Origin of the sequence: Lelliottia sp. 489 (genome assembly GCF_050435885.1) — a bacterium.
In the GTDB taxonomy this organism is placed as follows: Bacteria; Pseudomonadota; Gammaproteobacteria; order Enterobacterales; family Enterobacteriaceae; genus Enterobacter; species Enterobacter nimipressuralis.
Map to the genome: position 1 here is coordinate 132054 of NZ_JBNDLC010000006.1, position 24295 is coordinate 156348.

At 56.3% G+C, this 24295-nt stretch carries 19 protein-coding genes; 9 read left to right on the forward strand and 10 right to left on the reverse strand.

Going from position 1 to position 24295, the window contains the following annotated elements; all coding sequences use genetic code 11:
• Positions 1-48: 48 nt before the first annotated feature.
• Positions 49-1557, reverse strand: coding sequence for a glycerol-3-phosphate dehydrogenase (glpD, locus tag ABIE11_RS17695; RefSeq protein ID WP_429184999.1), 1509 nt, complete (start codon positions 1555-1557; stop codon positions 49-51).
• 215 nt (positions 1558-1772) lie between these two features.
• Between glpD and glpE the strand changes: the two genes are divergently transcribed.
• From glpE to ABIE11_RS17710, 3 genes are read left to right on the forward strand one after another with little or no spacing between them, the layout of a single operon-like run.
• Positions 1773-2105, forward strand: coding sequence for a thiosulfate sulfurtransferase GlpE (gene glpE / locus ABIE11_RS17700; protein WP_100778581.1), 333 nt, complete (start codon positions 1773-1775; stop codon positions 2103-2105).
• 47 nt (positions 2106-2152) lie between these two features.
• Positions 2153-2983: a rhomboid family intramembrane serine protease GlpG gene (gene glpG, locus ABIE11_RS17705; RefSeq protein WP_100778582.1), complete on the forward strand. Its 831-nt coding sequence runs from the start codon at positions 2153-2155 to the stop codon at positions 2981-2983.
• A gap of 16 nt (positions 2984-2999) precedes the next feature.
• Positions 3000-3758 (forward strand): DeoR/GlpR family transcriptional regulator, encoded by a 759-nt coding sequence (locus tag ABIE11_RS17710; protein WP_100778583.1) that lies wholly within the window; start codon positions 3000-3002, stop codon positions 3756-3758.
• 78 nt (positions 3759-3836) lie between these two features.
• On the opposite strand, the gene malT is transcribed toward ABIE11_RS17710, so the two are convergent.
• A complete protein-coding gene (gene malT / locus ABIE11_RS17715) occupies positions 3837-6542 on the reverse strand; it encodes an HTH-type transcriptional regulator MalT (RefSeq protein WP_100778584.1) in 2706 nt (901 codons plus the stop codon).
• A gap of 589 nt (positions 6543-7131) precedes the next feature.
• Here malT and malP point away from each other — a divergent pair.
• On the forward strand, positions 7132-9525 hold the full coding sequence (malP, locus tag ABIE11_RS17720; RefSeq protein ID WP_429185000.1) for a maltodextrin phosphorylase: 2394 nt from the start codon (positions 7132-7134) through the stop codon (positions 9523-9525).
• 9 nt (positions 9526-9534) lie between these two features.
• Complete coding sequence (malQ, locus tag ABIE11_RS17725; protein ID WP_429185001.1) at positions 9535-11613, forward strand: 4-alpha-glucanotransferase; 2079 nt, start codon at positions 9535-9537, stop codon at positions 11611-11613.
• Positions 11614-11700: 87 nt separating this feature from the next.
• Here the strand turns inward: malQ and gntT are convergent, their stop codons facing one another.
• The 3 genes from gntT to gntX all read right to left on the reverse strand — a co-directional run bounded on the left by gntT (position 11701) and on the right by gntX (position 14690).
• Positions 11701-13017: a gluconate transporter gene (gene gntT / locus ABIE11_RS17730; protein WP_100778587.1), complete on the reverse strand. Its 1317-nt coding sequence runs from the start codon at positions 13015-13017 to the stop codon at positions 11701-11703.
• A 352-nt stretch (positions 13018-13369) separates the two neighbouring features.
• Entirely contained in the window at positions 13370-13945 is a 576-nt protein-coding gene (gene nfuA / locus ABIE11_RS17735) for a Fe-S biogenesis protein NfuA (protein WP_100778588.1), read from the reverse strand.
• 61 nt (positions 13946-14006) lie between these two features.
• Positions 14007-14690 (reverse strand): DNA utilization protein GntX, encoded by a 684-nt coding sequence (gene gntX, locus ABIE11_RS17740; RefSeq protein WP_429185003.1) that lies wholly within the window; start codon positions 14688-14690, stop codon positions 14007-14009.
• A 36-nt stretch (positions 14691-14726) separates the two neighbouring features.
• On the opposite strand from gntX, the gene bioH reads away from it, so the two are divergent.
• Together bioH and ABIE11_RS17750 are read left to right on the forward strand one after the other, a co-directional pair.
• Complete coding sequence (gene bioH / locus ABIE11_RS17745) at positions 14727-15500, forward strand: pimeloyl-ACP methyl ester esterase BioH (protein WP_312069941.1); 774 nt, start codon at positions 14727-14729, stop codon at positions 15498-15500.
• Positions 15501-15612: 112 nt separating this feature from the next.
• Positions 15613-15882 carry a YdgH/BhsA/McbA-like domain containing protein gene (locus ABIE11_RS17750; RefSeq protein ID WP_100780800.1) on the forward strand — a complete coding sequence of 90 codons (270 nt, stop codon included), beginning with the start codon at positions 15613-15615 and terminating at the stop codon, positions 15880-15882.
• A 39-nt stretch (positions 15883-15921) separates the two neighbouring features.
• On the opposite strand, the gene feoC is transcribed toward ABIE11_RS17750, so the two are convergent.
• The 5 genes from feoC to greB form a co-directional block, all read right to left on the reverse strand.
• On the reverse strand, positions 15922-16158 hold the full coding sequence (gene feoC, locus ABIE11_RS17755; protein ID WP_248859260.1) for a [Fe-S]-dependent transcriptional repressor FeoC: 237 nt from the start codon (positions 16156-16158) through the stop codon (positions 15922-15924).
• A gap of 11 nt (positions 16159-16169) precedes the next feature.
• Positions 16170-18488, reverse strand: coding sequence for a Fe(2+) transporter permease subunit FeoB (feoB, locus tag ABIE11_RS17760; protein WP_129034781.1), 2319 nt, complete (start codon positions 18486-18488; stop codon positions 16170-16172).
• Between the two features lie 30 nt (positions 18489-18518).
• Complete coding sequence (feoA, locus tag ABIE11_RS17765) at positions 18519-18746, reverse strand: ferrous iron transporter A (RefSeq protein WP_100778593.1); 228 nt, start codon at positions 18744-18746, stop codon at positions 18519-18521.
• A 343-nt stretch (positions 18747-19089) separates the two neighbouring features.
• Positions 19090-21417 (reverse strand): Tex family protein, encoded by a 2328-nt coding sequence (locus ABIE11_RS17770; RefSeq protein ID WP_100778594.1) that lies wholly within the window; start codon positions 21415-21417, stop codon positions 19090-19092.
• Positions 21418-21503: 86 nt separating this feature from the next.
• Entirely contained in the window at positions 21504-21977 is a 474-nt protein-coding gene (greB, locus tag ABIE11_RS17775) for a transcription elongation factor GreB (protein WP_429185006.1), read from the reverse strand.
• A gap of 232 nt (positions 21978-22209) precedes the next feature.
• Here greB and ompR point away from each other — a divergent pair, with 232 nt between their 5' ends.
• Positions 22210-22929, forward strand: a complete 720-nt coding sequence (ompR, locus tag ABIE11_RS17780; RefSeq protein WP_001157751.1) for a two-component system response regulator OmpR — start codon at positions 22210-22212, stop codon at positions 22927-22929.
• A complete protein-coding gene (gene envZ / locus ABIE11_RS17785; protein ID WP_429185008.1) occupies positions 22926-24272 on the forward strand; it encodes a two-component system sensor histidine kinase EnvZ in 1347 nt (448 codons plus the stop codon). The genes ompR and envZ overlap by 4 nt, the downstream gene beginning before the upstream one ends.
• The last annotated feature ends 23 nt before the right edge of the window (positions 24273-24295 follow it).

The following is a 24295-nucleotide window of genomic DNA, read 5'->3' on the forward strand; positions in this document are numbered from 1 at the left end:
TGCCGTTTTTTATGTCTTCGCCCTCACCCTGTGTGGGAGGGCGGGGCATTACGATGCCAGTGACAATTTACGCTTTCCCGCATGTTGGGACAGCCACTGCGCCACGCGCGATTGCTGCTCCGCATCCAGCCACATCCCCTCTTTGGTACGACGCCAGATGGCATCGTCCAGACGGCGCACCCACTCGTGCTCAACCAGGTAACGCAGCTCCGCTTCATACAACTCATGACCAAAATGTTCACCGAGATCGGCGAGCGTTTTCGCTTCCCCCAGAATCCACTCGGTATTGCTACCGTAAGTGCGCGCGTAATGGCGTGCCATGGATTCGGTAATAAACGGATAACGGCGGCGCAGTTTTGCCGCAAAGTCATCGCGGTCGCTGCCGATATCACCGCCAGGCAGCGTCGCCCCTTTGGTCCACGCCGGGCCGATACCTTTGTAGTACGGCGTCAGTTTTTCCAGCGCATGTTCCGCCAGCTTACGGTAGGTCGTCAGCTTGCCGCCAAAGACCGACAGCAGCGGCGCCTGGCCGTCAACGTCATGAATATCGAGCGTATAGTCACGGGTGATCGCCTGCGGGGAATCAGATTCGTCATCGCACAGCGGGCGCACGCCGGAGTAAGTCCAGACCACGTCATCGCGGCCCAACTGTTTCTTAAAGTGGGCGTTATAGACTTTCAGCAGGTAGCCGATTTCGCTCTCGTCGATTTCGACGTTCTTCGGATCGCCTTTGTACTCCACGTCGGTGGTGCCGATGATTGAAAACTCATCCATCCACGGGATTACAAACACGATACGCTTATCTTCGTTTTGCAGGATGTAGGCCTGCTTCTGGGTGTGTACGCGCGGAACAACGATATGGCTGCCCTTGATCAGGCGGATGCCGTACGGCGAAGGCAATTTCATGCCGTCGTCAAAGAACTGTTTCACCCACGGGCCAGTGGCGTTCACCAGGCCGCGCGCCTGCCAGCTGAATTTCTCGCCGGTATCGATATCTTCGGCTTCCACAATCCACAGCCCGTTTTCACGGCGTGCAGCGGTGGCGCGAGTGCGGGTTTTCACCTCGCCGTCTTTCTTCACGACCATCTGGGCGTTCGCCAGCACCAGACGCGCATCGTCTACCCAGCAGTCGGAATATTCGAATCCGCGCACGATTTCCGGTTTCAGAACCGATTCTGAGCCAAAACGCAAACCGGTCGATCCCGGCAGACTGGTACGTTTACCCAGATGATCATACATAAACAGACCAATTCGGATCATCCATGCCGGACGAAGATGCGGGCGATGAGGCAGACGGAAACGCATCGGAATCGCCAGGTGAGGGGCCATTTTCAGCAGCACTTCACGCTCCGCCAGCGCTTCGCTGACCAGGCGGAACTCGTAGTGCTCCAGGTAGCGCAGGCCACCGTGGATCAGTTTGGAGCTGGCGGACGACGTCGCGCAGGCGAGATCGTTGGCTTCCAGCATCAATACAGATAATCCGCGTCCTGCAGCATCCGCCGCAATACCGGCACCGTTAATGCCACCGCCTATCACAATCAGATCTTTGGTTTCCATATCACCCTCACGCACTTTCGTTAAAGCTCAGAAATGTTCGATATCGCTCATAATAGCAAAGGAACGCTCTTTTGGTAACATCAAAAAAACAATTTTGAGTGATAGAGATAACATAATGGCGTTTCGCCGCCGCCAGGACGTACACTACGGGGTAAAATAGTTTTCCCCTCTTCCTGCGGGAGAGCGCACCAAACCTGAAAAACGAAGAGAATCGAATGGAACAGTTTGAATGCATTAATGTAGAAGAAGCCCATCAGAAGATGCACCAGGGAAAGGCGGTGCTGGTGGATATCCGCGATCCGCAAAGTTTTGCGATGGGCCACACGCCGGGCGCGTTTCATCTGACGAACGACAGCCTGGGCGCGTTTATGCGCGATAACGATTTTGAAACGCCAGTGATGGTGATGTGCTACCACGGCAACAGCAGCAAAGGTGCCGCGCAATACCTGCTCCAGCAGGGTTATGACGCGGTATACAGCGTCGATGGCGGCTTCGACGCCTGGCATCGTCATTTTCCGGCGGAAGTAGAACACGCCTTTGGCGGCTGACGCAGTTATACTGTCCTCTTTTGTACGGAAATAAGCGACTGCCGCCCATGTTGATGATTACCTCTTTTACGAACCCGCGCGTCGCTCAGGCGTTTGTCGATTATATGGCGACGCAGGGTGTGATCCTGACGATTCAACAGCATACGCAAACCGATGTCTGGCTTGCTGATGAAAGCCAGGCGAATTTTGTTAACACCGAGCTGGCGCGCTTTCTTGAAAACCCTGCGGACCCGCGCTATCTGGCGGCCAGCTGGACCTCCGGCCACACGGACAGCGGGCTGCACTATCAGCGTTTCCCTTTCTTAGCCACCGTGCGCGAGCGCGCCGGGCCGTTTACCCTGCTGCTGATGGCGGCCTGTATTCTGGTGTTTATCATCATGAACGTGGTGGGCGATCAGCAGGTGATGATTGCTCTGGCCTGGCCGTATGACGCTTCGGTGCAGTTTGACGTCTGGCGCTACTTCAGCCATGCCCTGATGCACTTCTCGGTGCTGCACATCCTCTTTAACCTGCTGTGGTGGTGGTATCTCGGTGGTGCTGTTGAGAAGCGCCTCGGCACCGGTAAACTTGTCGTCATCACCGTGATCAGCGCCCTGCTGAGCGGCTATGTGCAGCACAAGTTTAGCGGCCCGTGGTTCGGCGGTTTGTCCGGCGTGGTGTATGCGTTAATGGGCTATGTCTGGCTTCGCGGCGAGCGCGACCCACAAAGCGGCATCTATCTGCAACGCGGGTTAATCACCTTTGCTTTAATATGGCTCATTGCCGGATGGTTTGATCTGTTTGGTATGTCTATCGCCAATGGCGCACACGTTGCCGGGCTGGGCGTGGGGCTGGTGATGGCCTTTGCTGATACGCTGAATGCGCGAAAACGAACATAATTCCCAGGGATATTTCATGAAACAAACGCAACGTCATGACGCCATTATCGAACTGGTTAAAAAGCAGGGATATGTCAGCACCGAAGAGCTGGTGGAGCAATTCGCCGTCAGCCCGCAAACAATTCGTCGTGATTTAAACGATCTGGCCGATCAGAACCGTATTCTGCGCCACCACGGCGGCGCGGCCCTGCCGTCCAGCTCGGTGAATACCTCATGGCATGACCGTAAGGCGACGCAAACCGCAGAGAAAGAGCGTATTGCCGCCAAAGTGGCGAGCCAGATCCCCAACGGCGCGACGCTGTTTATTGATATCGGAACGACGCCGGAAGCGGTGGCCCATGCGTTGCTTAACCATGAAAATCTGCGCGTGGTCACCAACAACCTTAACGTCGCCAATACCCTGATGCAGAAAGAAGATTTCCGCATCATCCTGGCGGGCGGCGAACTGCGCAGCCGCGACGGCGGAATCATTGGTGAAGCGACGCTCGATTTTATCTCCCAGTTCCGCCTCGATTTCGGCATCCTTGGGATCAGCGGCATCGACAGCGATGGTTCTCTGCTGGAGTTTGATTACCATGAAGTGCGCACCAAACGGGCGATTATCGACAACTCGCGCCACGTAATGCTGGTGGTGGATCACTCGAAATTTGGCCGTAACGCGATGGTAAATATGGGCAGCATCAGCATGGTCAATGCCGTGTACACCGACGTAATGCCGCCAGCGGGGGTGTTGCAGGTAATTAAGGACAATAACGTTCAGTTAGAGCTGTGCTAATCCCGGTGCGGGCGGCGGTGGCGCCTCCCGACTGACTTAACTTCAGGCCCGGCAAACGTCCCGCCGCCGGGCATTGCATTACACGCCGTAACCCATCATCTTCAGCAATTGCTGCGCATGCTGCACCGCATCCTGACGATGCGCCACGCCGAGTTTCTGATACAAATTACGAATATGGGTTTTGATGGTAGTCGCCGCGACCGCCAGCTCGCCCGCAATCTGTTCGTTGCTGTAACCCGAATAAATCAGCCCCAGAACCTGCCATTCACGCTGGGTGAGCGGGCTGGTGCGAATCAGCTCCGGCACTTCCGGGTGGTTCAGCAGACGTTCGACAAAGTTCTCATCAAAATGCGCGAACTTGTGGCGATGATGCTGGTTAATCTCCCGCAGAATACGCTGGGCGCGGTGCTGATCCAGCTCCGGCAGGGTGTTGAGTTGAATCAGCTGACGCAGTTGCTGCGCCATCGTTTCGCCTTCAATCACAAAGTGGCTGATAAACCCGGTGCGGTTCGCCAGCTGTAATGCTTCCAGCAAGACGCGCTGCGCGTCATTTTTCCGCCCTGCCTGCCAGTAAAGCTGATTGAGCAGCAGCAGGTTGCGGTTCAGATCGCTCATCAGACGCAGACTGCGGGCGTTTTCGTTCAGCTCTTCGAGCACAATTTCCGCAGGCTCAAATTCACCGAGCAGGATCTGCGCGCGGGCGATGTTGCGCCACTGGCTTTGCAGGAAATGGTTATTGGCAAATTCCGGTTTTGGCGTCTGACGCAGCCAGTTGGCGGCTGATTTCTTATCGCCGATCATTTGCCAGTAAATCACCCGGACTTTATCGGCGTTGGAAACCCAGTCGCTATGGTACTGACCATTGCCCAGCAGGTTTTCCAGACGGTTCAGATGGTTGCGGGCGTTATCCAGATCGCCGCGCGCCAGCGAGCACTGCACCAGCAGCGCCAGGCATTGCAGCTGCTGCTGCGGCTGGAAGGTGGAGAGAACGTCAACGCCATGACGGGCAGAGGCTTCGGCCTCATCGAGACGCGCCCAGGCCCACAGCAGCTGTGCGCGAATACGCAGCAGGAACTCGTGCATCGGCAGCTGTTCCAGATGTTGATCCTGAATCAGCTGGAACGCTTTTTCCTGTGTCTCCCAGGCGGCTTGCAAGAACCCCTGAGCAAATAAGATTTCGCTCTGCTGGATCATGCTCCACAGAGCGTAATGCCAGACGTCATGACGGCGGGACATCTGCTCCGTCTGCTGCATCAACGACAGAGAACGGGTGAGGTCCCCTTTGCAGTGCAGCACTTCCCCGTGGACCGAGGTGGCGACAATGCGGCTGTAATAGTTCGCCAGCGGCAGCTCGTCGAGGGCGATCATCGCCAGACGTTCGGCCTCTTCCTGGTCACCATCGTTGATGGCCACCTGCGCGCGCAGAGCGTTAAATTCGCCGTGCAGCGTGCCATCCATCTCGCCTTTCATCTCTTGTTCGGCGCGGGCCAGCAGGGTATTCACTTCGCTGTAGCGGTGCTGACTCTGCATCAGCCACGCCTGCAACAGGACAAGACGCGGATTTTCCAGCAGGCTTTCCCACGGCAGGGCGCGGAGTGACTCTTCGAGCAGGGTCAGCTCGCTGTGATTGAACAGGCCCCAGGCGTGGTTGAGCAAGATATCGCGCAGCATGTTGGCGTCACCGGCGGCAAGCGCGTGGTGGATCGCTTCGCTCGGGAAGCCTTGTGCCATCCAGCTCTCTGCTGCGGAGCGGTGGACGTCGGGTAATTCGGTGGCCATTTCCCACTGACAGCGCTGGCGCAGGAAATTGCCAAACAGCGGGTGGAAGCTGAACCATTCGCCGGAGTCGTCCATGCGTTGCAGGAACAGCCCCTGACGTTCAATCTCTTCGAGGCGCATCTGGCCGTTGTCTTCGCCAGTAACGCGCACAATCAGCGCATCGTTCATGGAACGCAGCAGCGAGCTTTTCAGCAGGAACTGGCGGGTCGCCGGGTCAACGCTGTTCAGCACTTCGTCGACCAGATAATCGGACAGGTGGCTGGCATTAATGCCCGCCAGGCGGCGCGCAGACTGATGCGTCGGGCTGTTATTCTGACGCGCTGAGAGGGCGATGAGTTGCAACGCGGTTGCCCAGCCGGCTACGTCGTCGCACAGGCGGCTGCTTTCTGAGGCTTCAATCGGCGAGCTGAGGCGGCAGTCAAAGAACTGTTTCGCTTCCTGATGGTTAAAGGCCAGCTGTTGGCTGCCCACTTCGAGCAGCTGATCGCGCACGCGCAGGTTGGCAATTCCCAACTGCGGCAGATTGCGTGACAACACCACCAGGGTCAGATTTTCCGGCTGATGGCGCAGGAAGAAACGCATGGATTCGTGGATCACCGGATTGGTGATCAGATGGTAATCGTCAATCACCAGGAACAGCGGGCGATGCCATTCGGCCAGCTCAATGAACAGTTGGGCGAACAGGGAGGAGAGGCTGGCGTACTGGCGTTTTTGCACCATCACTTCGCTGGTGACGCAATGCCCGTTAGTCGCCTGCTGTATGGCGGCGATCAGGTAGCTGGCAAAGCGCTCCTGCTGGTTATCGCCCTCATCAAGGGAGTACCAGCCTAAATCGCTTTTGCCTGCGGCCCACTGTGAGATGAGCGTTGTTTTTCCATAACCTGCAGGACTCGTAACCAGCGCCAGTCGGAAATTATTCGCGCCGGAAAGTTTCGCCAGCAGACGTTCGCGGACCACAGTATGGTCAAGACGAACCGGGCGACTTAATTTGGACGGAATCAACATAAGTTTTTCACTTCACTGTGGGGAAACGAGGGAAATCGATTTTTTTTGCGCTTCGTAATTAATAGATATAAGGTCGGCCAGAAAAGGAACTATTGCAAGTTATGTCCGTCTTTTCTATCCCTTAATTTGCACTCTGTCACAAAATTATTTCTCATTGACCGGGAACTTTCTTAGATGCCCTATATCCCGCATGGATGCTGGCTTGTATGCATTTAGTGCGCTTATCCTGAAACTGGTTTCATTAGGCGATTCTCATCACGAAGTTAATAAATAACCGGTATAGTTATTCCTGGAAAATAACCCTCTGAGAAAGGCCTAAAAGCAAGAAATATTATTCCTGGTAAGCAATCATTTCTGCTGTTATTAATTTCATCCGAAACTGCATTTCATTTTTTTGACACTCTTCCCGTTTATCCTCGCGCCGTATTGGCACACTCGTTCTATGCTCACAGAGTGGCCTTGATCACACTTTTGCGCTCATCCCCGCTACTCCTCCCTGTCTAATCCCTGGCAGGAGGAGGAAGAGCCGGAATGAGCCTGGCACACTAGCGCCATTATCTTTTCTTTCTCTACAGGATGCCGATTCCCTATGTCTCAGCCTACCTTCAACAAAGCTCAATTTCAGGCTGCCCTGACGCGTCAGTGGCAGCGATTTGGTTTGTCTGCAGCCGAAGACATGACGTCTCATCAGTGGTGGCAGGCCGTGAGCGGTGCGCTGGCCGAACTGCTCAGTGCTCAGCCTGCGGCGAAGCCGGTGAAAAACCAGCGTCATGTGAACTACATCTCCATGGAGTTCCTGATCGGTCGTCTGACCGGCAACAACCTGCTGAACCTCGGCTGGTATCAGGAGGTGAGCGACGTGCTCAGCGAGCACAGCGTTAACCTGACCGATCTGCTGGAAGAAGAGACCGACCCCGGTTTAGGTAACGGCGGGTTAGGGCGTCTGGCGGCCTGTTTCCTGGATTCCATGGCAACCGTGGGGCAATCCGCTATCGGGTATGGTCTGAACTACCAGTACGGCCTGTTCCGTCAGTCCTTTAACGACGGGAATCAGATTGAAGCGCCGGACGACTGGCATCGCGGCAGCTATCCGTGGTTCCGCCACAACGCACAGCTCGATGTGCAGGTGGGTATCGGCGGGAAAGTGTCTAAACAGGGCCACTGGGAGCCGGGTTTTGTGATCACCGGTGAAGCCTGGGATCTGCCGGTGCTGGGCTATCGCAACGGCGTGGCGCAGCCGCTACGTCTGTGGCAGGCGAAGCACGCCCATCCGTTCAACCTGACCAAATTTAACGACGGCGATTTTCTGCGTGCCGAGCAGCAGGGTATCGACGCCGAAAAACTGACTAAAGTGCTCTACCCGAACGACAACCATCTGGCGGGCAAAAAGCTGCGCCTGATGCAACAGTATTTCCAGTGCGCCTGTTCCGTGGCGGATATCCTGCGTCGCCATCATCTGGCGGGGCGTAAGCTGTCAGAGTTGGCGGATTACGAAGTGATTCAGCTCAACGATACCCACCCAACCATCGCCATTCCTGAACTGCTGCGCGTGCTGCTGGATGAGCACCAGCTGAGCTGGGACGCGGCCTGGGCAATCACCAGCAAAACCTTCGCCTACACCAATCACACCCTGATGCCAGAAGCGCTGGAGTGCTGGGATGAGAAACTGGTGAAAGCGCTGCTGCCGCGCCATATGCAGATCATCAATCAGATCAACGATCGGTTCAAAGTGCTGGTGACGAAAACCTGGCCGGGCGATAAAGCGGTCTGGGCGAAACTGGCGGTGGTGCACGATAAACAGGTCCGCATGGCGAACATGTGCGTGGTCAGCGGTTTTGCGGTGAACGGCGTGGCGGCGCTGCACTCGGATCTGGTGGTTAAAGATCTGTTCCCGGAATATCACCAGCTTTGGCCGAACAAATTCCATAACGTCACCAACGGCATCACGCCGCGTCGCTGGATCAAACAGTGCAACCCGGCTTTCGCCGCGCTGCTGGATAAAACGCTGAAGAAAGAGTGGGCCAACGATCTCGACCAGCTGATCAACCTGGAAAAGCAGGCTGACGATGCCAAATTCCGCCAGAAATACCAGGCCATCAAACAAGAGAACAAAGTGCGCCTCGCGGCGTTCGTGAAAGTGCGCACGGGGATTGAAATCAACCCGAACGCGATTTTTGATATCCAGATCAAACGCCTGCACGAGTACAAACGTCAGCACCTGAACCTGCTGCACATTCTGGCGCTGTACAAAGAGATCCGCGAAAACCCGAACGCGAACCGCGTGCCGCGCGTATTCCTCTTCGGTGCCAAAGCGGCGCCGGGCTACTACCTGGCGAAGAACATTATCCTCGCCATTAACAAAGTGGCTGAAGCGGTGAACAACGATCCGCAGGTGGGCGACAAGTTGAAAGTGGTGTTCCTGCCGGATTACTGCGTGTCCGCAGCGGAAATGCTGATCCCGGCGGCGGATATCTCCGAGCAGATTTCGACTGCGGGCAAAGAGGCGTCCGGCACCGGTAACATGAAGCTGGCCCTGAACGGTGCCTTAACCGTCGGTACGCTGGACGGCGCGAACGTTGAAATCGCTGAGCAGGTGGGTGAAGAGAATATCTTTATCTTCGGTCACACGGTCGAGGAGGTGAAAGCCCTTAAAGCCAAAGGCTACGATCCGGTGAAATGGCGCAAGAAAGACAAGGTTCTGGATGCAGTGCTGAAGGAGCTGGAAAGCGGCAAATACAGCGACGGCGACAAACACGCCTTCGACCAGATGCTGCACAGCATCGGCAAACAGGGCGGCGATCCGTATCTGGTAATGGCTGATTTCGCGGCCTACGTTGAAGCGCAGAAGCAGGTGGATGTGCTGTACCGCGATCAGGACGCCTGGACGCGCGCATGTATTCTGAATACCGCGCGCTGCGGGATGTTCAGCTCTGACCGTTCAATCCGTGATTATCAGGCCCGTATCTGGCAGGCAAAACGCTAAGGAAGCGCGATGGACAGCAAACGTCTGGATAATGCCGCCCTGGCGGCGGGGATCAGCCCCAGTTACATCAATGCTCACGGCAAACCACAGTCAATTGGCGCTGAAACCAAACGACGTTTGCTGGACGCCATGCACAAAACAACGCCCGCCGCGAAAGCGGCGGTAGCGCCGGTGCCGGTGGTGAAAGTGTTCACTGCCGGTAAGAAGATGGCGCTGCTGGTGGAAGGCCGCGACGAATTCAGCTGGCTGTTAACCACCGAAGAGGGCCAGCAGCATAAGGGCCATGCGACGGGCGGGAAAAATCTCACCCTTCCGGCAAAACTGCCGCACGGCTACCACACCCTGACGCTGACGCAGGATGATAAGCGCTATCACTGCCGGGTGATCATCGCGCCAAAACGCTGCTACGAGCCGCAGGCGCTGCTCGACGGAAAAAAGCTGTGGGGCGCCTGCGTGCAGCTTTACACGCTACGTTCTAATGAAAACTGGGGGATCGGCGATTTCGGCGATCTGAAAAATATGCTGGCGGAGGTGGGCAAGCGCGGAGGGGCCTTTATCGGCCTCAACCCGATCCATGCCCTCTATCCGGCGAACCCGGAAAGCGCCAGCCCGTATAGCCCGTCGTCCCGCCGTTGGCTGAATGTGATTTATATCGACGTCAACGCGCTGGAGGATTTCAGGAAAAGCAAAGAGGCCCAGGCGTGGTGGAATCTCACCACCACGCAGCAGACGCTGAAACAGGTGCGTGAAGCCGACTGGGTCGACTATGCGACGGTGACGGCCCTGAAAATGGCAGCCCTGCGTATGACCTGGAAAGGCTTTGCAAAGCGCACGGACGACCAGATGAAAGCGTTCCGTCAGTTCGTCGCCCAGGAAGGCGAAAGCCTCTACTGGCAGGCGGCGTTTGACGCGCTGCATGCGTATCAGGTGAAAGAGGACGAAATGCGCTGGGGCTGGCCGGTGTGGCCGGAAGCCTATCAGTCGGTGGACTCGCCGGAAGTGAAAGCCTTCTGCAAGCAACACGCCGATGAAGTGGACTTTTTCCTGTGGCTGCAATGGCTGGCGTACAGTCAGTTTGCCGCCTGCTGGCAGGAGAGCCAGGGCTACGACATGCCGATTGGTCTGTATCGCGATCTGGCCGTAGGCGTGGCGGAAGGCGGAGCCGAAACCTGGTGCGACCGCGAGCTTTACTGCCTGAAAGCCTCCGTCGGCGCCCCGCCGGATATCCTCGGCCCGCTGGGACAGAACTGGGGATTGCCGCCGATGGACCCGCATGTGATGGTCGCGCGCGGGTACGAGCCGTTTATCGATCTGCTGCGCGCCAATATGCAAAACTGCGGCGCGCTGCGTATCGACCACGTGATGTCCGTGCTGCGCCTGTGGTGGATCCCTTACGGTGAAACGGCGGATCACGGTGCCTATGTGCATTATCCGGTGGACGATCTGCTGTCGATCCTCGCGCTGGAAAGTCAGCGTCACAACTGCATGGTGATTGGCGAAGATCTCGGCACTGTGCCGGTTGAAATCGTCAGTAAATTACGCGAGAGTGGCGTTTATTCATACAAAGTACTCTATTTCGAAAGTGACCATGAGAAGACGTTCCGTTCGCCGCAAGCGTACCCTCAACAATCAATGGCTGTCGCGACAACGCATGATCTTCCTACGCTGCGAGGCTACTGGGAGAGCGGTGATCTCACGCTCGGCAAAACGTTAGGGTTATATCCAGACGAAGTGGTGCTGCGCGGGCTGTATCAGGACCGCGAGCTGGCCAAACAGGGGCTGCTGGATGCGCTGCACAAGCACGGCTGCCTGCCAAAACGCGCCGGGCATAAAGCCTCGCTGATGGCGATGACGGCAACCCTGAATCGCGGCATGCAGCGCTATATCGCCGACAGCAATAGCGCCCTGCTGGGCCTGCAACCCGAGGACTGGCTGGGAATGGCGGAGCCGGTGAACATTCCGGGCACCAGCTATCAGTACAAAAACTGGCGGCGCAAGCTCTCCACCACCCTTGAAAAGATGTTTGCCGATGACGGTGTGAACAAGCTGATTAAGGATTTGGATAAGCGCAGAAAAGCGAAGAAGTGATAAAAAAGCCCGGCAAACATCATCAGTTTGCCGGGCTTTTAACGTGTTAGGCCGGGTCAGGCGTAAACGCCACCCGGCTTTTTGTGCTTAAACCACCATCGCCAGCAGCAGACACCCAATCAGGCCGCACACTGAGATAATCGTTTCCAGCATCGACCAGGACTTGATGGTCTCGCCGATCGTCAGGTTGAAGTACTCCTTGAACAGCCAGAAGCCTGGATCGTTCACGTGGGAGAAGATGACGCTACCGGAACCCACTGCGATAACCATCAGCTCAGGGCTAACGCCCGTGGTGGCAATCAGTGGCGCTACAATACCGCCGGCAGTGATTGCCGCAACGGTTGCAGAACCCAGCGCGATACGCAGCACCGCAGCAATCGACCAGGCCATCAGGATTGGCGAAATGTTGGTTTCATGCATCATCGAGGCGATGTATTTGTCTACGCCGCTGTCGACCAGAACCTGCTTGAACGCACCGCCACCGCCGATAATCAGCAGCATCATGGCGATGATTTTGATGGAAGAGCCAAGCGTCTCGTTGATCTGATCCATGCTACGACCACGGTTCAGACCGAAGGTGAAGAGGGCAATCAGAACCGCAATCAGCGTCGCCATCACCGGGTCACCGAGGAACTCAGCGACGGAGAGGAACGCGTGACCTTTTGGCAGCACCATTTCGGCGACTGCGCGCATCGCCATCAGCACAACCGGCACCAGAGAGGTCCAGACGCTGACGCCAAAGCTTGGCATTTCCGCTTCGGTGAAGGTTTTTGCGCTATACAGACCTTCCGGAATTGGCTTGTCGATACCTTTCAGGCAGCGTGCAAACACTGGGCCTGCCAGAATAACGGTTGGGATCGCCAGAATCGTACCGAACAGCAGGGTTTTACCCATATCTGCGTGGAAGATGGTCGCGATAGCGGTTGGGCCCGGGTGCGGCGGCAGGAAGCCGTGCGTAACGGACAGGGCAGCCGCCATCGGCACGCCGACGAACAGCAGCGGAATGTTGGCGGCAGCCGCGATGGTGAAGACCAGCGGCAGCATCAGTACGAAGCCGACTTCATAGAACAGCGCGAAACCGACGGTAAAACCGGTTAACACCACCGCCCACTGAATGTGTTGCTTACCAAATTTGGCAATCAGCGTGGTCGCGATGCGCTGTGCACCGCCGCAGTCTGCCAGCATTTTACCGAGCATGGCACCGAAGCCCATGATTAGCGCCAGGCTGCCGAGCGTTCCGCCCACACCTGCTTTAATTGAGCTGATGACTTTCACCAGCGGCATCCCTTGCATCAGACCCACTGCAAGTGCCACCAGAACCAGAGCGATGAAGCCGTTCAGTTTGAAACGGATCATCAAGAGCAGTAATAAGACAACACCGATAGCGACAATAACTAATGGCATGATTAACCTGGCCTTTCAATTGTTATGGGTAACGTCATTGTTTCAACGACAATTTCCGATTGTCCCAACCGGGAACAGAGAATTAACGGCACTAATACTGATTGCCTGCGAAACTAATAAGTTTAGTCGGCTGTTATGAGGATGCTTAGTGCCCACGCGAATGATACGGGTAACATATGCGGATTGAGAATCACCCAGGCAGGCAAAATTTGAATTATGAGACGCAGGTCAACATATGGGGCGGGGAGCGACAGGCAAACAAAAGCCGGGGGGCGAAATCGCCTTACCCGGCCTGGGATCTGATTTAACGGCCCGGCTCGCTGCGCGGCACCGGGTAAAAACAGACGGGAACTTAGTAGTAAGAGTGCTCGCCGCGCTGGTGTTCGGTGAGATCGCGCACGCCTTTCAGTTCCGGGAACTCGTTCAGCATCTGCTTCTCGATCCCTTCTTTCAGGGTCACGTCGACCATGGAACAGCCGTTACAGCCGCCGCCGAATTGCAGGATCGCCAGACCGTCTTCGGTGATCTCCATCAGCGTGACTTTACCGCCGTGGCCGGCCAGCTGCGGGTTGATCTGGGATTGCAGCAGATATTCTACGCGCTCCATCAGCGGCGCATCATCAGACACTTTACGCATTTTGGCGTTTGGTGCTTTCAGCGTCAGCTGAGAACCCAGCTGATCGGTGACGAAATCGATCTCGGCGTCATCAAGGTATGGCGCGCTTAACTCATCGACATAGGCGGTGAGCTGCTCAAATTTAAGGGCAGTGTCAGATGCTTCCACAGCGTCCGGAGGACAATAAGAGACACCGCATTCTGCATTCGGAGTGCCTGGATTAATCACAAACACGCGGATCTGCGTCCCTTCTTCCTGATTTGCCAGCAGTTTGGCAAAGTGTGATTGTGCAGAATCGGAAATACGGATCATAGCTTTGGCCTAATAGTTGACTAAATTACCTGGGTATAATAATACGCCCATCGGAAAAGGGCTACAAGGTACGACACAAACACCATACCTGAACCGTCGCTGCGCCGCTTTGCAAAAGCAGTCGGGAAAGCTCCGCCACGGTGCTGCCGGTTGTGACGACATCATCCACAATCGCGATATGGCGCCCCTTGACCGCTAAATCAAGGCGAAAGGCATTTTTTAGATTTCTTTTGCGCAACCGAGCGCTTAACCGATGCTGAACGGCCGTTGCGTGTGTGCGTTTTAACGCGGCCGGTTGCCAGTCACAGCGTAGCCAACGGGAAAGAGGGCGACACAACAGATCGCTCTGATTGTACCCGCGACGCCAGTGACGTCGACGGTGCAACGGCACGCTGATAAGAAGATCCACGGCAGGTAACCCCCGTGAGCGCCGGGCCTGCAAAACGGCGAGTACCAGCAGGCGCGCCAGCGGTCCCGCCAGCTGGGTCTGGCGAGAAAACTTAAACTGGTGGATCAGGCTGCTCAGGGGCTGAACGTAATTATCGACCGCCACCAGATCGCCCCACGGCGGCGGTTTTTGCAGGCATCGCCCGCAGGGGATATCGACGCGCGTTGCGGATAAACCGCACTGGGGACAGCAGGGAGGGCGGCGCTCGAAGGCGCGCGTGCAGACGGAGCAGATCCCCCAGCGGCTCATCCTGAGCGGCATTCGGCATAGCCAGCACAAGCCGGGCACTGATAGCATGGGCAACTTCCTTGTTAAAAAAGAGAATCCTAACCGATGAACAATCTTTGGTGGCAGACCATGGGCACGGGAAATGTTGATCTTGTGCTGCTGCACGGATGGGGGCTGAACGCTGAAGTCTGGCATTGCATTCAGGAGGAACTGGCCTCGCAGTTTACGCTGCATCTGGTGGATCTGCCGGGATTTGGCCGCAGCCACGGGTTTGGCGCGATGCCCCTCGATGAGATGGCCCGGCATGTTCTGGAACGCGCGCCGCAAAAAGCGATCTGGCTCGGCTGGAGCCTGGGCGGGCTGGTGGCGAGCCAGATAGCCCTGACGCACCCGGAGCGCGTTCAGGCGCTGGTGACGGTCGCATCATCGCCTTGCTTTGCGGCGCGGGATGAGTGGCCGGGTATCAAGCCGGAGGTGTTGGCCGGTTTCCAGCAGCAGCTGAGCGAAGATTTCAAGCGGACGGTTGAGCGCTTTCTGGCGCTGCAAACTCTGGGAACCGAAACGGCGCGTCAGGATGCGCGAATGCTCAAAAACGCGGTGCTGGCACTTCCCATGCCGGAGGTTGAGGTGCTTAACGGTGGGCTGGAAATTCTGAAAACCGTCGACCTGCGTGAACCGCTGGCCGCGCTTTCAGTGCCGCATCTGCGAATCTACGGTTATCTGGATGGCCTGGTGCCGCGCAAAGTGGTGCCGATGCTGGATGCGCTATGGCCGAACAGCGAGTCGAAGGTCATTGCCAAAGCCGCACATGCGCCTTTCGTCTCGCACCCCGAGGCGTTTTGCGACGCGCTAACGGCGTTAAGTCAGCGTTTAAACTGATTATTTACTGATCCACCTGGAAAAAGTTTCATACCGCAACAATACTTCAAATATCGTTGCGGAAGTTGAGCCTACGATAATCAAAACTACAAACCTATGGAGAGTAATGGTTATGAAACTTGTTACGGGAATTGTTACATCACTGGTTATTGGGTCTCTGTCATTTGGCGTATTTGCAGCGAAAGAGCTGGAAAAAGACAAAGTTAAAGAGATGAATCTGACCAAAATTGGCGAGATTACGACCTCAAAAACGACTGCGCCAATGGATGCACGTAAAGAATTATCGAAAAAAGCTGATGAGCTGGGCGGTACGTATTATGTAGTGACCAGCGCGAACAAAGGCGAGAAAACCGTTCATGCAACGGCGGAAGTCTATAAATAACAGTATTGCCGGGCGGCATAGGCTGCCCGGCAAATCGTGTTAGCGCAGCGCCCACCACTCCCTTAAGCAGGCTTTGCCTTCCGGACAGCTTTTGCAGCTACCCGTCAAACAACTATCCGCATCTTCCTGAATCCGCACGGCTTTACCCATCGCTTCCATTCGTTCGAGCATAGCATCGATCATCGGCTGCGGCGTATGCAGGGAAAGGCTCAACTGTCTGGCCTCCATTCTCCCCTGAAGTGCCAGTAAATCACGAACCTGAATCATCGATGCCATCATCTCACCTCTTAGTGGCAGTCGCCCGCAGGGCTGTTACAGCAGTTCGCCGCGGTTTTATTCGTGGCCAGCAGGTTGACGTTCACGCGGCTACGGGCGCGGCGCAACAGGCCAATCAGCACGACGTTGAACAGCACCACCGCCAGAATGCACACCAGACTGTAGCGCGGATGCTGGCTGAAGTTAGCCGCCTGGTAGAAGACGGTTGCCAGCGAGTAAGCGATGTTCAGCCCCCACAGGACCGAGAAGCCCATCCAGCCGCGGCTGGATTCGCGGGCAATGGCCCCCATTACCGAAATGCACGGAATGTAGAGCAGGACGAAAATCAGATAGCTGTACGCCGCTGAAGGGCTGCCAAATTTTTGGCTCATCACACCCATCGCACCGGTGGCCATTTCGCCGTCGCCTTTGCTGGCTTCGATAGGGTTTGCCAGTACGCTCAGGCTGATGGTGTCTTTCAGGCTCTGCCAGGTTTCGTCCACGGCGCTGAGCAGCTCGTCACCGAGATGGAACTCAGCTGGGTTAAACTCCTCTTCCTGAATATTTTCCGCCGTATAGAGCGTGTTGAGCGTGCCGACCACCACCTCTTTCGCCATCGCACCGGTAAACAGCCCGACGGTGGCCTGCCAGTTATCTTCGTGAACGCCAATCGGCTTGAACAGCGGGGTGATAACGCGACTCACGGAAGCCAGCGCCGAGTCGTTGATGTTATCTGCCGCCTGGCCGCTGAGGGTAAAGCTGTTCAGCGCGCTCAGGAAAATACTGACGATCACGATCACTTTACCGGCACGGAGAACGAAGCCTTTCAGGCGCTGCCAGGTCTGGATCAGCAGGCTTTTGATATGCGGCACGTGGTAAACCGGCAGCTCCATCACAAACGGCGACGCTTCGCCGCGCATGATGGTGTGCTTAAGCATCAGGCCGGTGAGAATCGCCATCACAATCCCCAGCAGGTAGAGGGAGAAGACTGCCAGTGCGCCTTCCTGACCAAAGAACGCCGCCGCAAAGACCGCGAAGATCGCCAGACGCGCCCCGCAGGACATAAACGGCGCCATCATGATGGTCATCAGACGCTCACGCGGAGCATCCAGAGTACGTGCGCCCATCACCGACGGCACGTTACAGCCAAAGCCGACAATCAGCGGGACGAAGGACTTGCCCGGCAAACCGAGCGCCTGCATCAGGCGGTCCATCACGAACGCCGCGCGGGCCATATAGCCGGAATCTTCAAGGAAGGAGAGGAACAGGTACATCATGCCGATCTGCGGCACCAGCGGCAGAACAGTGTTTATCCCGCCGCCCAGCCCCTGGGCGAGGAAAATCGTCAGCCACTCCGGGAAATGCAGGGTGTAGCCCAGCCATTGCAGGCCGTGAATGAAGATCGCAACCGAGCCGACATCGAACAGTGGCTGCAGCGCACCGCCGATGTTGATGGCGAGCAGGAACATCACATACATCACCAGCAGGAAGATCGGCAAACCGAGGAAACGGTTCAGAATGATTTTATCCACCGCCGCGGTGAAACGGCTCGGCTCGGCGGTCAGGGTATTGCTGACCACTTCGCAAATGGCCGCGATACTCTGATAGCGCGCATCGGCGATATGCAGCGCCGGATCGTCCAGCTCGTCGCTCAGGCGTGCCAGCGACATCTCCAGACTCTCTGCGGCGTCGCCAGCGTAGCCCCGGCTATAAATATCGCCTTCCAGCATTTGTAGCCCAAGCCAGTTGCGCTGTTTTTGTGGCATCGCGTTGTTCATCTCTCCGGCCAGAATGCTGGCCTCGCGCACCAGCGGCTGCGGATAGTGAACCAGCTCCAGATCGGTATTGCCCGTATGGCGATCGACCGCCAGCTTCAGGGCGTCAATTCCGCGCGCACGGGTCGAGACCAGTGGAATGACCGGGCAGCCGAGACGGGCGGAAAGCGCATCGATATCAATGCGAATTTTTTGCTTCTCGGCGATATCGAGCATATTCAGCGCCACGATGCACGGAATGCCCAGCTCCAGCAGTTGCAGTGTCAGGTAGAGGTTACGCTCAAGATTGGAGGCATCGACGACGTTAATCAGTAAATCCGCATCGCCGCTCAGAATATAGTGACAGGCAATCTGCTCATCGAGAGAGGTCTGGGACGAAATGGTGGTGAGTGAATAGGTGCCAGGCAGGTCAACGAGGGTGACCTGATGATCGATTGTTGAAAACTGGCCTTCTTTACGTTCTACCGTGACGCCCGCCCAGTTACCGACACGCTGACGCGCACCCGTTAACTGATTAAATAAGGTTGTCTTGCCGGAATTAGGATTACCAATTAAGCCAATGGTTAATTTTTTCATTGTTTTAGACTCGGTATAACTGCTGGCGGTTTATCGGGCTAAAGCTTCGACTTCTAATAAGGCGAGGTCTTTCTTACGCAATACCAGATTGACGCGACGGGTTTCGATATGAATGGGATCGCCCAAGGGTGCAATGCGAACCACCTGGAATGATGATCCTGGCAGCATGCCTAACGACAGCAGTTTTTGACGATACGCCGGGCTAATTTCGCGGGCAAAACCGGTAATTTTCCAGGCACTGTCTGGTGTGAATTGCATAGAGACCACTTTTACCGAAGGTTAAATAATCAACAGGTTCATGATAATGAGAATGGTTTCTATCAGCAATATTTAAAATGTGACGGGATGTTCATATGAGGGGTAAATCGAGGACTGTTTGACCTTGCTCAATATTTATTGAAATGGAGCGTCAGGGATGAATAATTAATTTGTTAACTAAGTGATAATCGATGGTTTAAATATGGATATGCAATCGGTTCCATATTTAATAAATAATGAGTGAGTACATTCTTATTTATTTTAATGTTGTGGGGTCTGATTGCCGGGCGGGAACGTGTTTGCCCGGCCAGGGGATACACAGGCCGGGCAAATGTATTTAACGTTAGCGCTTCTTGCCCATCGCGGCGGCCAGCGCATCCATCATCGCGCTGTTACCGGCAGGCTGCGCCTGAGGGCGAGGTTTCGCGGCTTTCGCGTTTGGACGCGATTGCTCACGCGCACCACCTCCGTTGCTGCGGCGGGCGTTGGTTTCGCCTGGCTGCTCGTCGAGACGCATCGTGAGCGCGATACGCTTACGCTGCATATCCACTTCCAGCACTTTTACCTTCACGATATCGCCCGCTTTGACCACGGTGTGCGGGTCTTCCACGAACTTATCCGCCAGCGATGAGATATGCACCAGGCCATCCTGATGGACGCCGATGTCGACAAAGGCACCAAAGTTGGTGACGTTGGTGACCGCGCCTTCCAGCACCATGCCCGGCTGCAGATCCTTCATCGTCTCCACGCCTTCGGCGAATTTCGCCGTTTTGAACTCAGGGCGCGGGTCGCGGCCTGGTTTTTCCAGCTCTTTGATGATGTCGGTTACGGTCGGCACACCGAATTTGTCGTCGGTGAAATCGACAGCTTTCAGATCGCGCAGGTTGGTGCTGTTGCCCATCAGATCTTTCAGAGCCTGCTGCGTGGCGGCCAGAATACGCTCCACGACCGGATAGGCTTCCGGGTGAACCGTAGAGGCGTCCAGCGGGTTATCGCCGTGGTTGATACGCAGGAAGCCCGCGCACTGTTCGAAGGCTTTCGGCCCCAGACGGCTCACTTTCAGCAGTTGCTGACGATTCTGGAACTGGCCATTCTCATCGCGCCAGGCAACGATGTTCTGTGCCATCATGCGGGTTAAGCCCGCCACGCGGGTGAGCAGGGCTACGGAGGCGGTATTCAGGTCCACGCCGACGGCGTTCACGCAGTCTTCCACCACCGCATCCAGACGACGCGCCAGCTGAGTCTGGCTGACGTCGTGCTGATACTGACCCACGCCGATGGATTTCGGATCGATTTTCACCAGCTCGGCCAGCGGGTCCTGCAGTCGACGGGCAATAGAGACCGCGCCGCGCAGGGAAACGTCCAGATCCGGGAACTCGAGCGCCGCCAGTTCGGACGCGGAATAGACCGACGCACCGGCTTCGCTGACGATCACCTTCTGCGCGGTCACTTTCGGGAACTGCTGCTGCACATCGAGGAAGAAACGTTCAGTTTCACGGGAGGCGGTGCCGTTACCAATCGCCACCAGCTCAACGTTGTATTTTTCACACAGGGCGGCAACCACAACGGCGGCTTTCGCGGCCTGGCCGGTATGTGGATAGATGGTATCAGTCGCGACCAGTTTGCCGGTGCCGTCGACGACGGCCACTTTCACGCCGGTACGCAGGCCCGGATCGAGACCCATCGTTGCGCGCAGACCCGCCGGGGCAGCCATCAGCAGATCATGCAAGTTACGGGCAAAAACATTGATCGCTTCGTCTTCTGCGCGCTCGCGCACGGTGCCCATCAGTTCGGTTTCGAGGTGCATCAGCACTTTGATGCGCCAGGTCCAGCTCACCACGCCTTTGCGCCAGCTATCTGCCGGGGCGTTATTCAGGCGCAGGCCGAGATGGTCAGTAATAATCTGCTCGCAGTAGCTCTCTTTCGGCGGCTCGTCGAACTGCGGATCGGCATTGAGAGAGAGTTGCAGCACACCTTCGTTGCGGCCACGGAACATGGCCAGCGCGCGGTGCGATGGGGCGGTTGAAATCGGTTCATGGTGATCGAAGTAGTCGCGGAATTTCGCGCCTTCCTCTTCTTTACCGCTCACGACGGTAGAGACGATGTGGGCATTTTTCCACAGGTAATCACGCACTTTGGAGAGCAGCGCGGCGTCTTCGGCAAAACGCTCCATCAGAATGTAGCGCGCGCCATCAAGGGCGGCTTTGGTGTCGGCCACGCCTTTTTCTGCATCGATAAATTTCGCGGCTTCCGTTTCGGGATCGTGCGACGGCGTAGTCCACAGCAGATCGGCCAGCGGCTCGAGGCCTGCTTCAATCGCAATCTGCCCGCGGGTGCGGCGCTTAGGTTTGTACGGCAGATAGAGGTCTTCCAGCTCGGTTTTACTCATTGTGCCGTTGATGGCACCTGCCAGCGCATCGGTCAGTTTGCCCTGCTCGCCAATGGATTTGAGAATAGCCTGGCGACGATCTTCCAGCTCACGCAGGTAGCCCAGACGGGTCTCCAGGTTGCGCAGCTGCGTGTCATCCAGACCGCCGGTGACTTCCTTACGATAACGTGCAATAAACGGCACGGTGTTCCCTTCATCAAGCAGGCGAACGGCAGCTTCTACCTGTTCGGCTCTGGCCTGAAGTTCACCCGCAATAATGCGGCAGAGCGAATCTTTCATCATGGCTTTGTCATCTGGTTTGTCGAAAAACAGGGGATAGTTATACGGACTGGCACGGCAAAATGCCAGTCGTGGAGGGCGCTCTCGGACTATTTAACGTACTCAATTTCGTTGATGTACCAGCTGGCTTCCCCGGCAGGTGTCTGGACGACGGCTAAATCGCCGACTTCCTTTTTCAGCAGCGCGCGGGCCATCGGCGAGTCGATTGAGATGTAATCCTTACGACCAAAAATTTCATCGTAGCCGACAATGCGAAAACGCCGGGTCGCGCCGTCATCGTTCTCGATCTCTACCCATGCGCCGAAGAAGACTTTGCCTTCCTGCTGCGGTGAATAATCCACGATTCGCAGGTTCTCGAGGCATTTAGTCAGATAACGGACCCGGCGATCAATCTCGCGCAGGCGTTTTTTATTATACTGATAGTCAGCGTTCTCGCTGCGGTCGCCAAGACTGGCTGCCCAGGTCACTTTTTTGGTCACTTCCGGGCGCTCTTCCCGCCAGAGGTAATCCATCTCTTTTTTGAGTTTTTCGTACCCTTCGCGGGTGATCAGCGGCGTTTTCATGGGATGACCTTTAAGACTCTACTCAATGACAGGCATTACGCACATTACGTACCACATAGCTTACCAGACAGGATTAATAATGATTTATGTGATGAAATGTGCAGATAAGCTCCTGTTAAATATGCTTTGTAACAATTTCGACTAGAATTTATACCAGATTTAGCTGGTCGTAGACGTGCACTTTTTTAGAATACGTACTGAAACACTATCCGGGCCTTTGGGAGTACATACAATGCAAGAGAACTATAAAATTCTGGTCGTGGATGACGACATGCGCCTGCGTGCGCTGCTGGAGCGTTATCTGACCGAGCAGGGCTTCCAGGTTCGAAGCGTGGCGAACGCCGAGCAAATGGATCGCCTGCTTACCCGTGAATCGTTCCACCTGATGGTGCTCGATTTAATGCTTCCTGGCGAAGACGGGCTCTCCATCTGCCGTCGTCTGCGCAGCCAGAGCAACCCGATGCCGATCATTATGGTGACGGCGAAAGGGGAAGAAGTTGACCGTATCGTGGGCCTGGAAATTGGCGCCGACGACTACATTCCTAAACCGTTTAACCCGCGTGAGCTACTGGCGCGTATCCGTGCTGTACTTCGTCGTCAGGCGAACGAACTGCCGGGCGCACCGTCTCAGGAAGAAGCGGTGATTGCCTTCGGTAAGTTCAAGCTGAACCTCGGCACCCGCGAAATGTTCCGCGAAGATGAGCCGATGCCACTCACCAGCGGTGAATTTGCGGTGCTGAAAGCGCTGGTGAGCCATCCGCGTGAGCCGCTGTCCCGCGATAAACTGATGAACCTGGCACGCGGTCGCGAATACTCCGCCATGGAGCGTTCCATCGACGTACAGATCTCCCGTCTGCGCCGCATGGTCGAAGAAGATCCTGCGCATCCTCGTTATATTCAGACCGTCTGGGGTCTGGGCTACGTCTTCGTGCCGGACGGTTCTAAGGCATGAAGCGAATGCGCTTTTCACCGCGCAGCTCGTTTGCCCGTACCCTGTTACTGATCGTCACCCTGCTGTTCGTCAGCCTGGTGACGACGTATCTGGTGGTGCTGAACTTCGCGATTCTGCCAAGCCTGCAGCAGTTTAATAAGGTGTTAGCCTACGAAGTCCGTATGCTGATGACCGATAAACTGCAGCTTGAGGACGGCACGCAGCTGGTGGTGCCTCCGGCGTTCCGCCGTGAGATTTATCGTGAGCTGGGCATTTCGCTGTACTCAAACGAGGCGGCGGAAGACGCAGGTCTGCGCTGGGCGCAACACTACGAATTCTTAAGCCAGCAGATGGCGCAGCAGCTGGGCGGCCCAACGGAAGTGCGCGTTGAGGTCAACAAAAGCTCGCCGGTCGTCTGGCTGAAAACCTGGCTGTCACCCAATATCTGGGTGCGCGTCCCGCTGACTGAAATCCATCAGGGCGATTTCTCGCCGCTGTTCCGCTACACCCTGGCGATCATGCTGATGGCGATAGGTGGCGCGTGGCTGTTTATCCGAATACAAAACCGACCCTTGGTCGATCTTGAGCATGCGGCCCTGCAGGTGGGGAAAGGTATTATTCCGCCGCCGCTGCGTGAATACGGTGCTTCTGAAGTGCGATCGGTTACGCGCGCGTTCAACCATATGGCGGCAGGGGTGAAGCAGCTGGCAGACGATCGTACGCTGCTGATGGCGGGCGTGAGCCACGATCTGCGCACACCGCTGACGCGCATTCGCCTGGCGACAGAGATGATGGGCGAAGAGGACGGTTATCTCGCGGAGTCCATCAACAAGGACATCGAAGAGTGTAACGCAATCATCGAGCAGTTCATCGATTACCTGCGTACCGGTCAGGAGATGCCGATGGAGATGGCGGATCTCAACGGGGTGCTGGGCGAAGTGGTGGCCGCAGAGAGTGGTTACGAGCGTGAAATCGATACGGCACTGCAGCCGGGCGAAATTCAGGTGCGTATGCACCCGCTCTCTATCAAGCGCGCGGTCGCCAATATGGTGGTCAACGCGGCGCGCTACGGCAATGGCTGGATCAAAGTCAGTAGTGGCTCCGAACTGAATCGCGCCTGGTTCCAGGTGGAAGATGACGGTCCGGGGATCAAGCCTGAACAGCGTAAACATCTGTTCCAGCCGTTTGTACGCGGCGACAGCGCGCGCAGCACCAGCGGCACCGGATTAGGGCTGGCGATTGTGCAGCGTATTGTGGATAACCATAACGGGCTGCTGGAGATTGGTACCAGCGAACGGGGTGGGTTGAGCATCCGCGCGTGGCTGCCAGTCCCGGTGACGCGAGGGCAGGTGAAAGAGAATTAAAAAAAGCCGGGTGGCGTTACGCT

What these genes read in the sequence shown, in the direction of transcription:
- ABIE11_RS17750 (WP_100780800.1), top strand. Translation starts at nt 15,613, where the DNA reads ATGAAACTTGTTACGGGAATTGTTACATCACTGGTTATTGGGTCTCTG.
- ABIE11_RS17710 (WP_100778583.1), top strand. Translation starts at nt 3,000, where the DNA reads ATGAAACAAACGCAACGTCATGACGCCATTATCGAACTGGTTAAAAAG.
- glpD (WP_429184999.1), bottom strand. Translation starts at nt 1,557, where the DNA reads ATGGAAACCAAAGATCTGATTGTGATAGGCGGTGGCATTAACGGTGCC.
- greB (WP_429185006.1), bottom strand. Translation starts at nt 21,977, where the DNA reads ATGAAAACGCCGCTGATCACCCGCGAAGGGTACGAAAAACTCAAAAAA.
- envZ (WP_429185008.1), top strand. Translation starts at nt 22,926, where the DNA reads ATGAAGCGAATGCGCTTTTCACCGCGCAGCTCGTTTGCCCGTACCCTG.
- feoA (WP_100778593.1), bottom strand. Translation starts at nt 18,746, where the DNA reads ATGCAATTCACACCAGACAGTGCCTGGAAAATTACCGGTTTTGCCCGC.
- bioH (WP_312069941.1), top strand. Translation starts at nt 14,727, where the DNA reads ATGAACAATCTTTGGTGGCAGACCATGGGCACGGGAAATGTTGATCTT.
- glpG (WP_100778582.1), top strand. Translation starts at nt 2,153, where the DNA reads ATGTTGATGATTACCTCTTTTACGAACCCGCGCGTCGCTCAGGCGTTT.
- feoB (WP_129034781.1), bottom strand. Translation starts at nt 18,488, where the DNA reads ATGAAAAAATTAACCATTGGCTTAATTGGTAATCCTAATTCCGGCAAG.
- ompR (WP_001157751.1), top strand. Translation starts at nt 22,210, where the DNA reads ATGCAAGAGAACTATAAAATTCTGGTCGTGGATGACGACATGCGCCTG.
- malQ (WP_429185001.1), top strand. Translation starts at nt 9,535, where the DNA reads ATGGACAGCAAACGTCTGGATAATGCCGCCCTGGCGGCGGGGATCAGC.
- glpE (WP_100778581.1), top strand. Translation starts at nt 1,773, where the DNA reads ATGGAACAGTTTGAATGCATTAATGTAGAAGAAGCCCATCAGAAGATG.
- gntT (WP_100778587.1), bottom strand. Translation starts at nt 13,017, where the DNA reads ATGCCATTAGTTATTGTCGCTATCGGTGTTGTCTTATTACTGCTCTTG.
- nfuA (WP_100778588.1), bottom strand. Translation starts at nt 13,945, where the DNA reads ATGATCCGTATTTCCGATTCTGCACAATCACACTTTGCCAAACTGCTG.
- malP (WP_429185000.1), top strand. Translation starts at nt 7,132, where the DNA reads ATGTCTCAGCCTACCTTCAACAAAGCTCAATTTCAGGCTGCCCTGACG.
- malT (WP_100778584.1), bottom strand. Translation starts at nt 6,542, where the DNA reads ATGTTGATTCCGTCCAAATTAAGTCGCCCGGTTCGTCTTGACCATACT.
- ABIE11_RS17770 (WP_100778594.1), bottom strand. Translation starts at nt 21,417, where the DNA reads ATGATGAAAGATTCGCTCTGCCGCATTATTGCGGGTGAACTTCAGGCC.
- gntX (WP_429185003.1), bottom strand. Translation starts at nt 14,690, where the DNA reads ATGCTATCAGTGCCCGGCTTGTGCTGGCTATGCCGAATGCCGCTCAGG.
- feoC (WP_248859260.1), bottom strand. Translation starts at nt 16,158, where the DNA reads ATGGCATCGATGATTCAGGTTCGTGATTTACTGGCACTTCAGGGGAGA.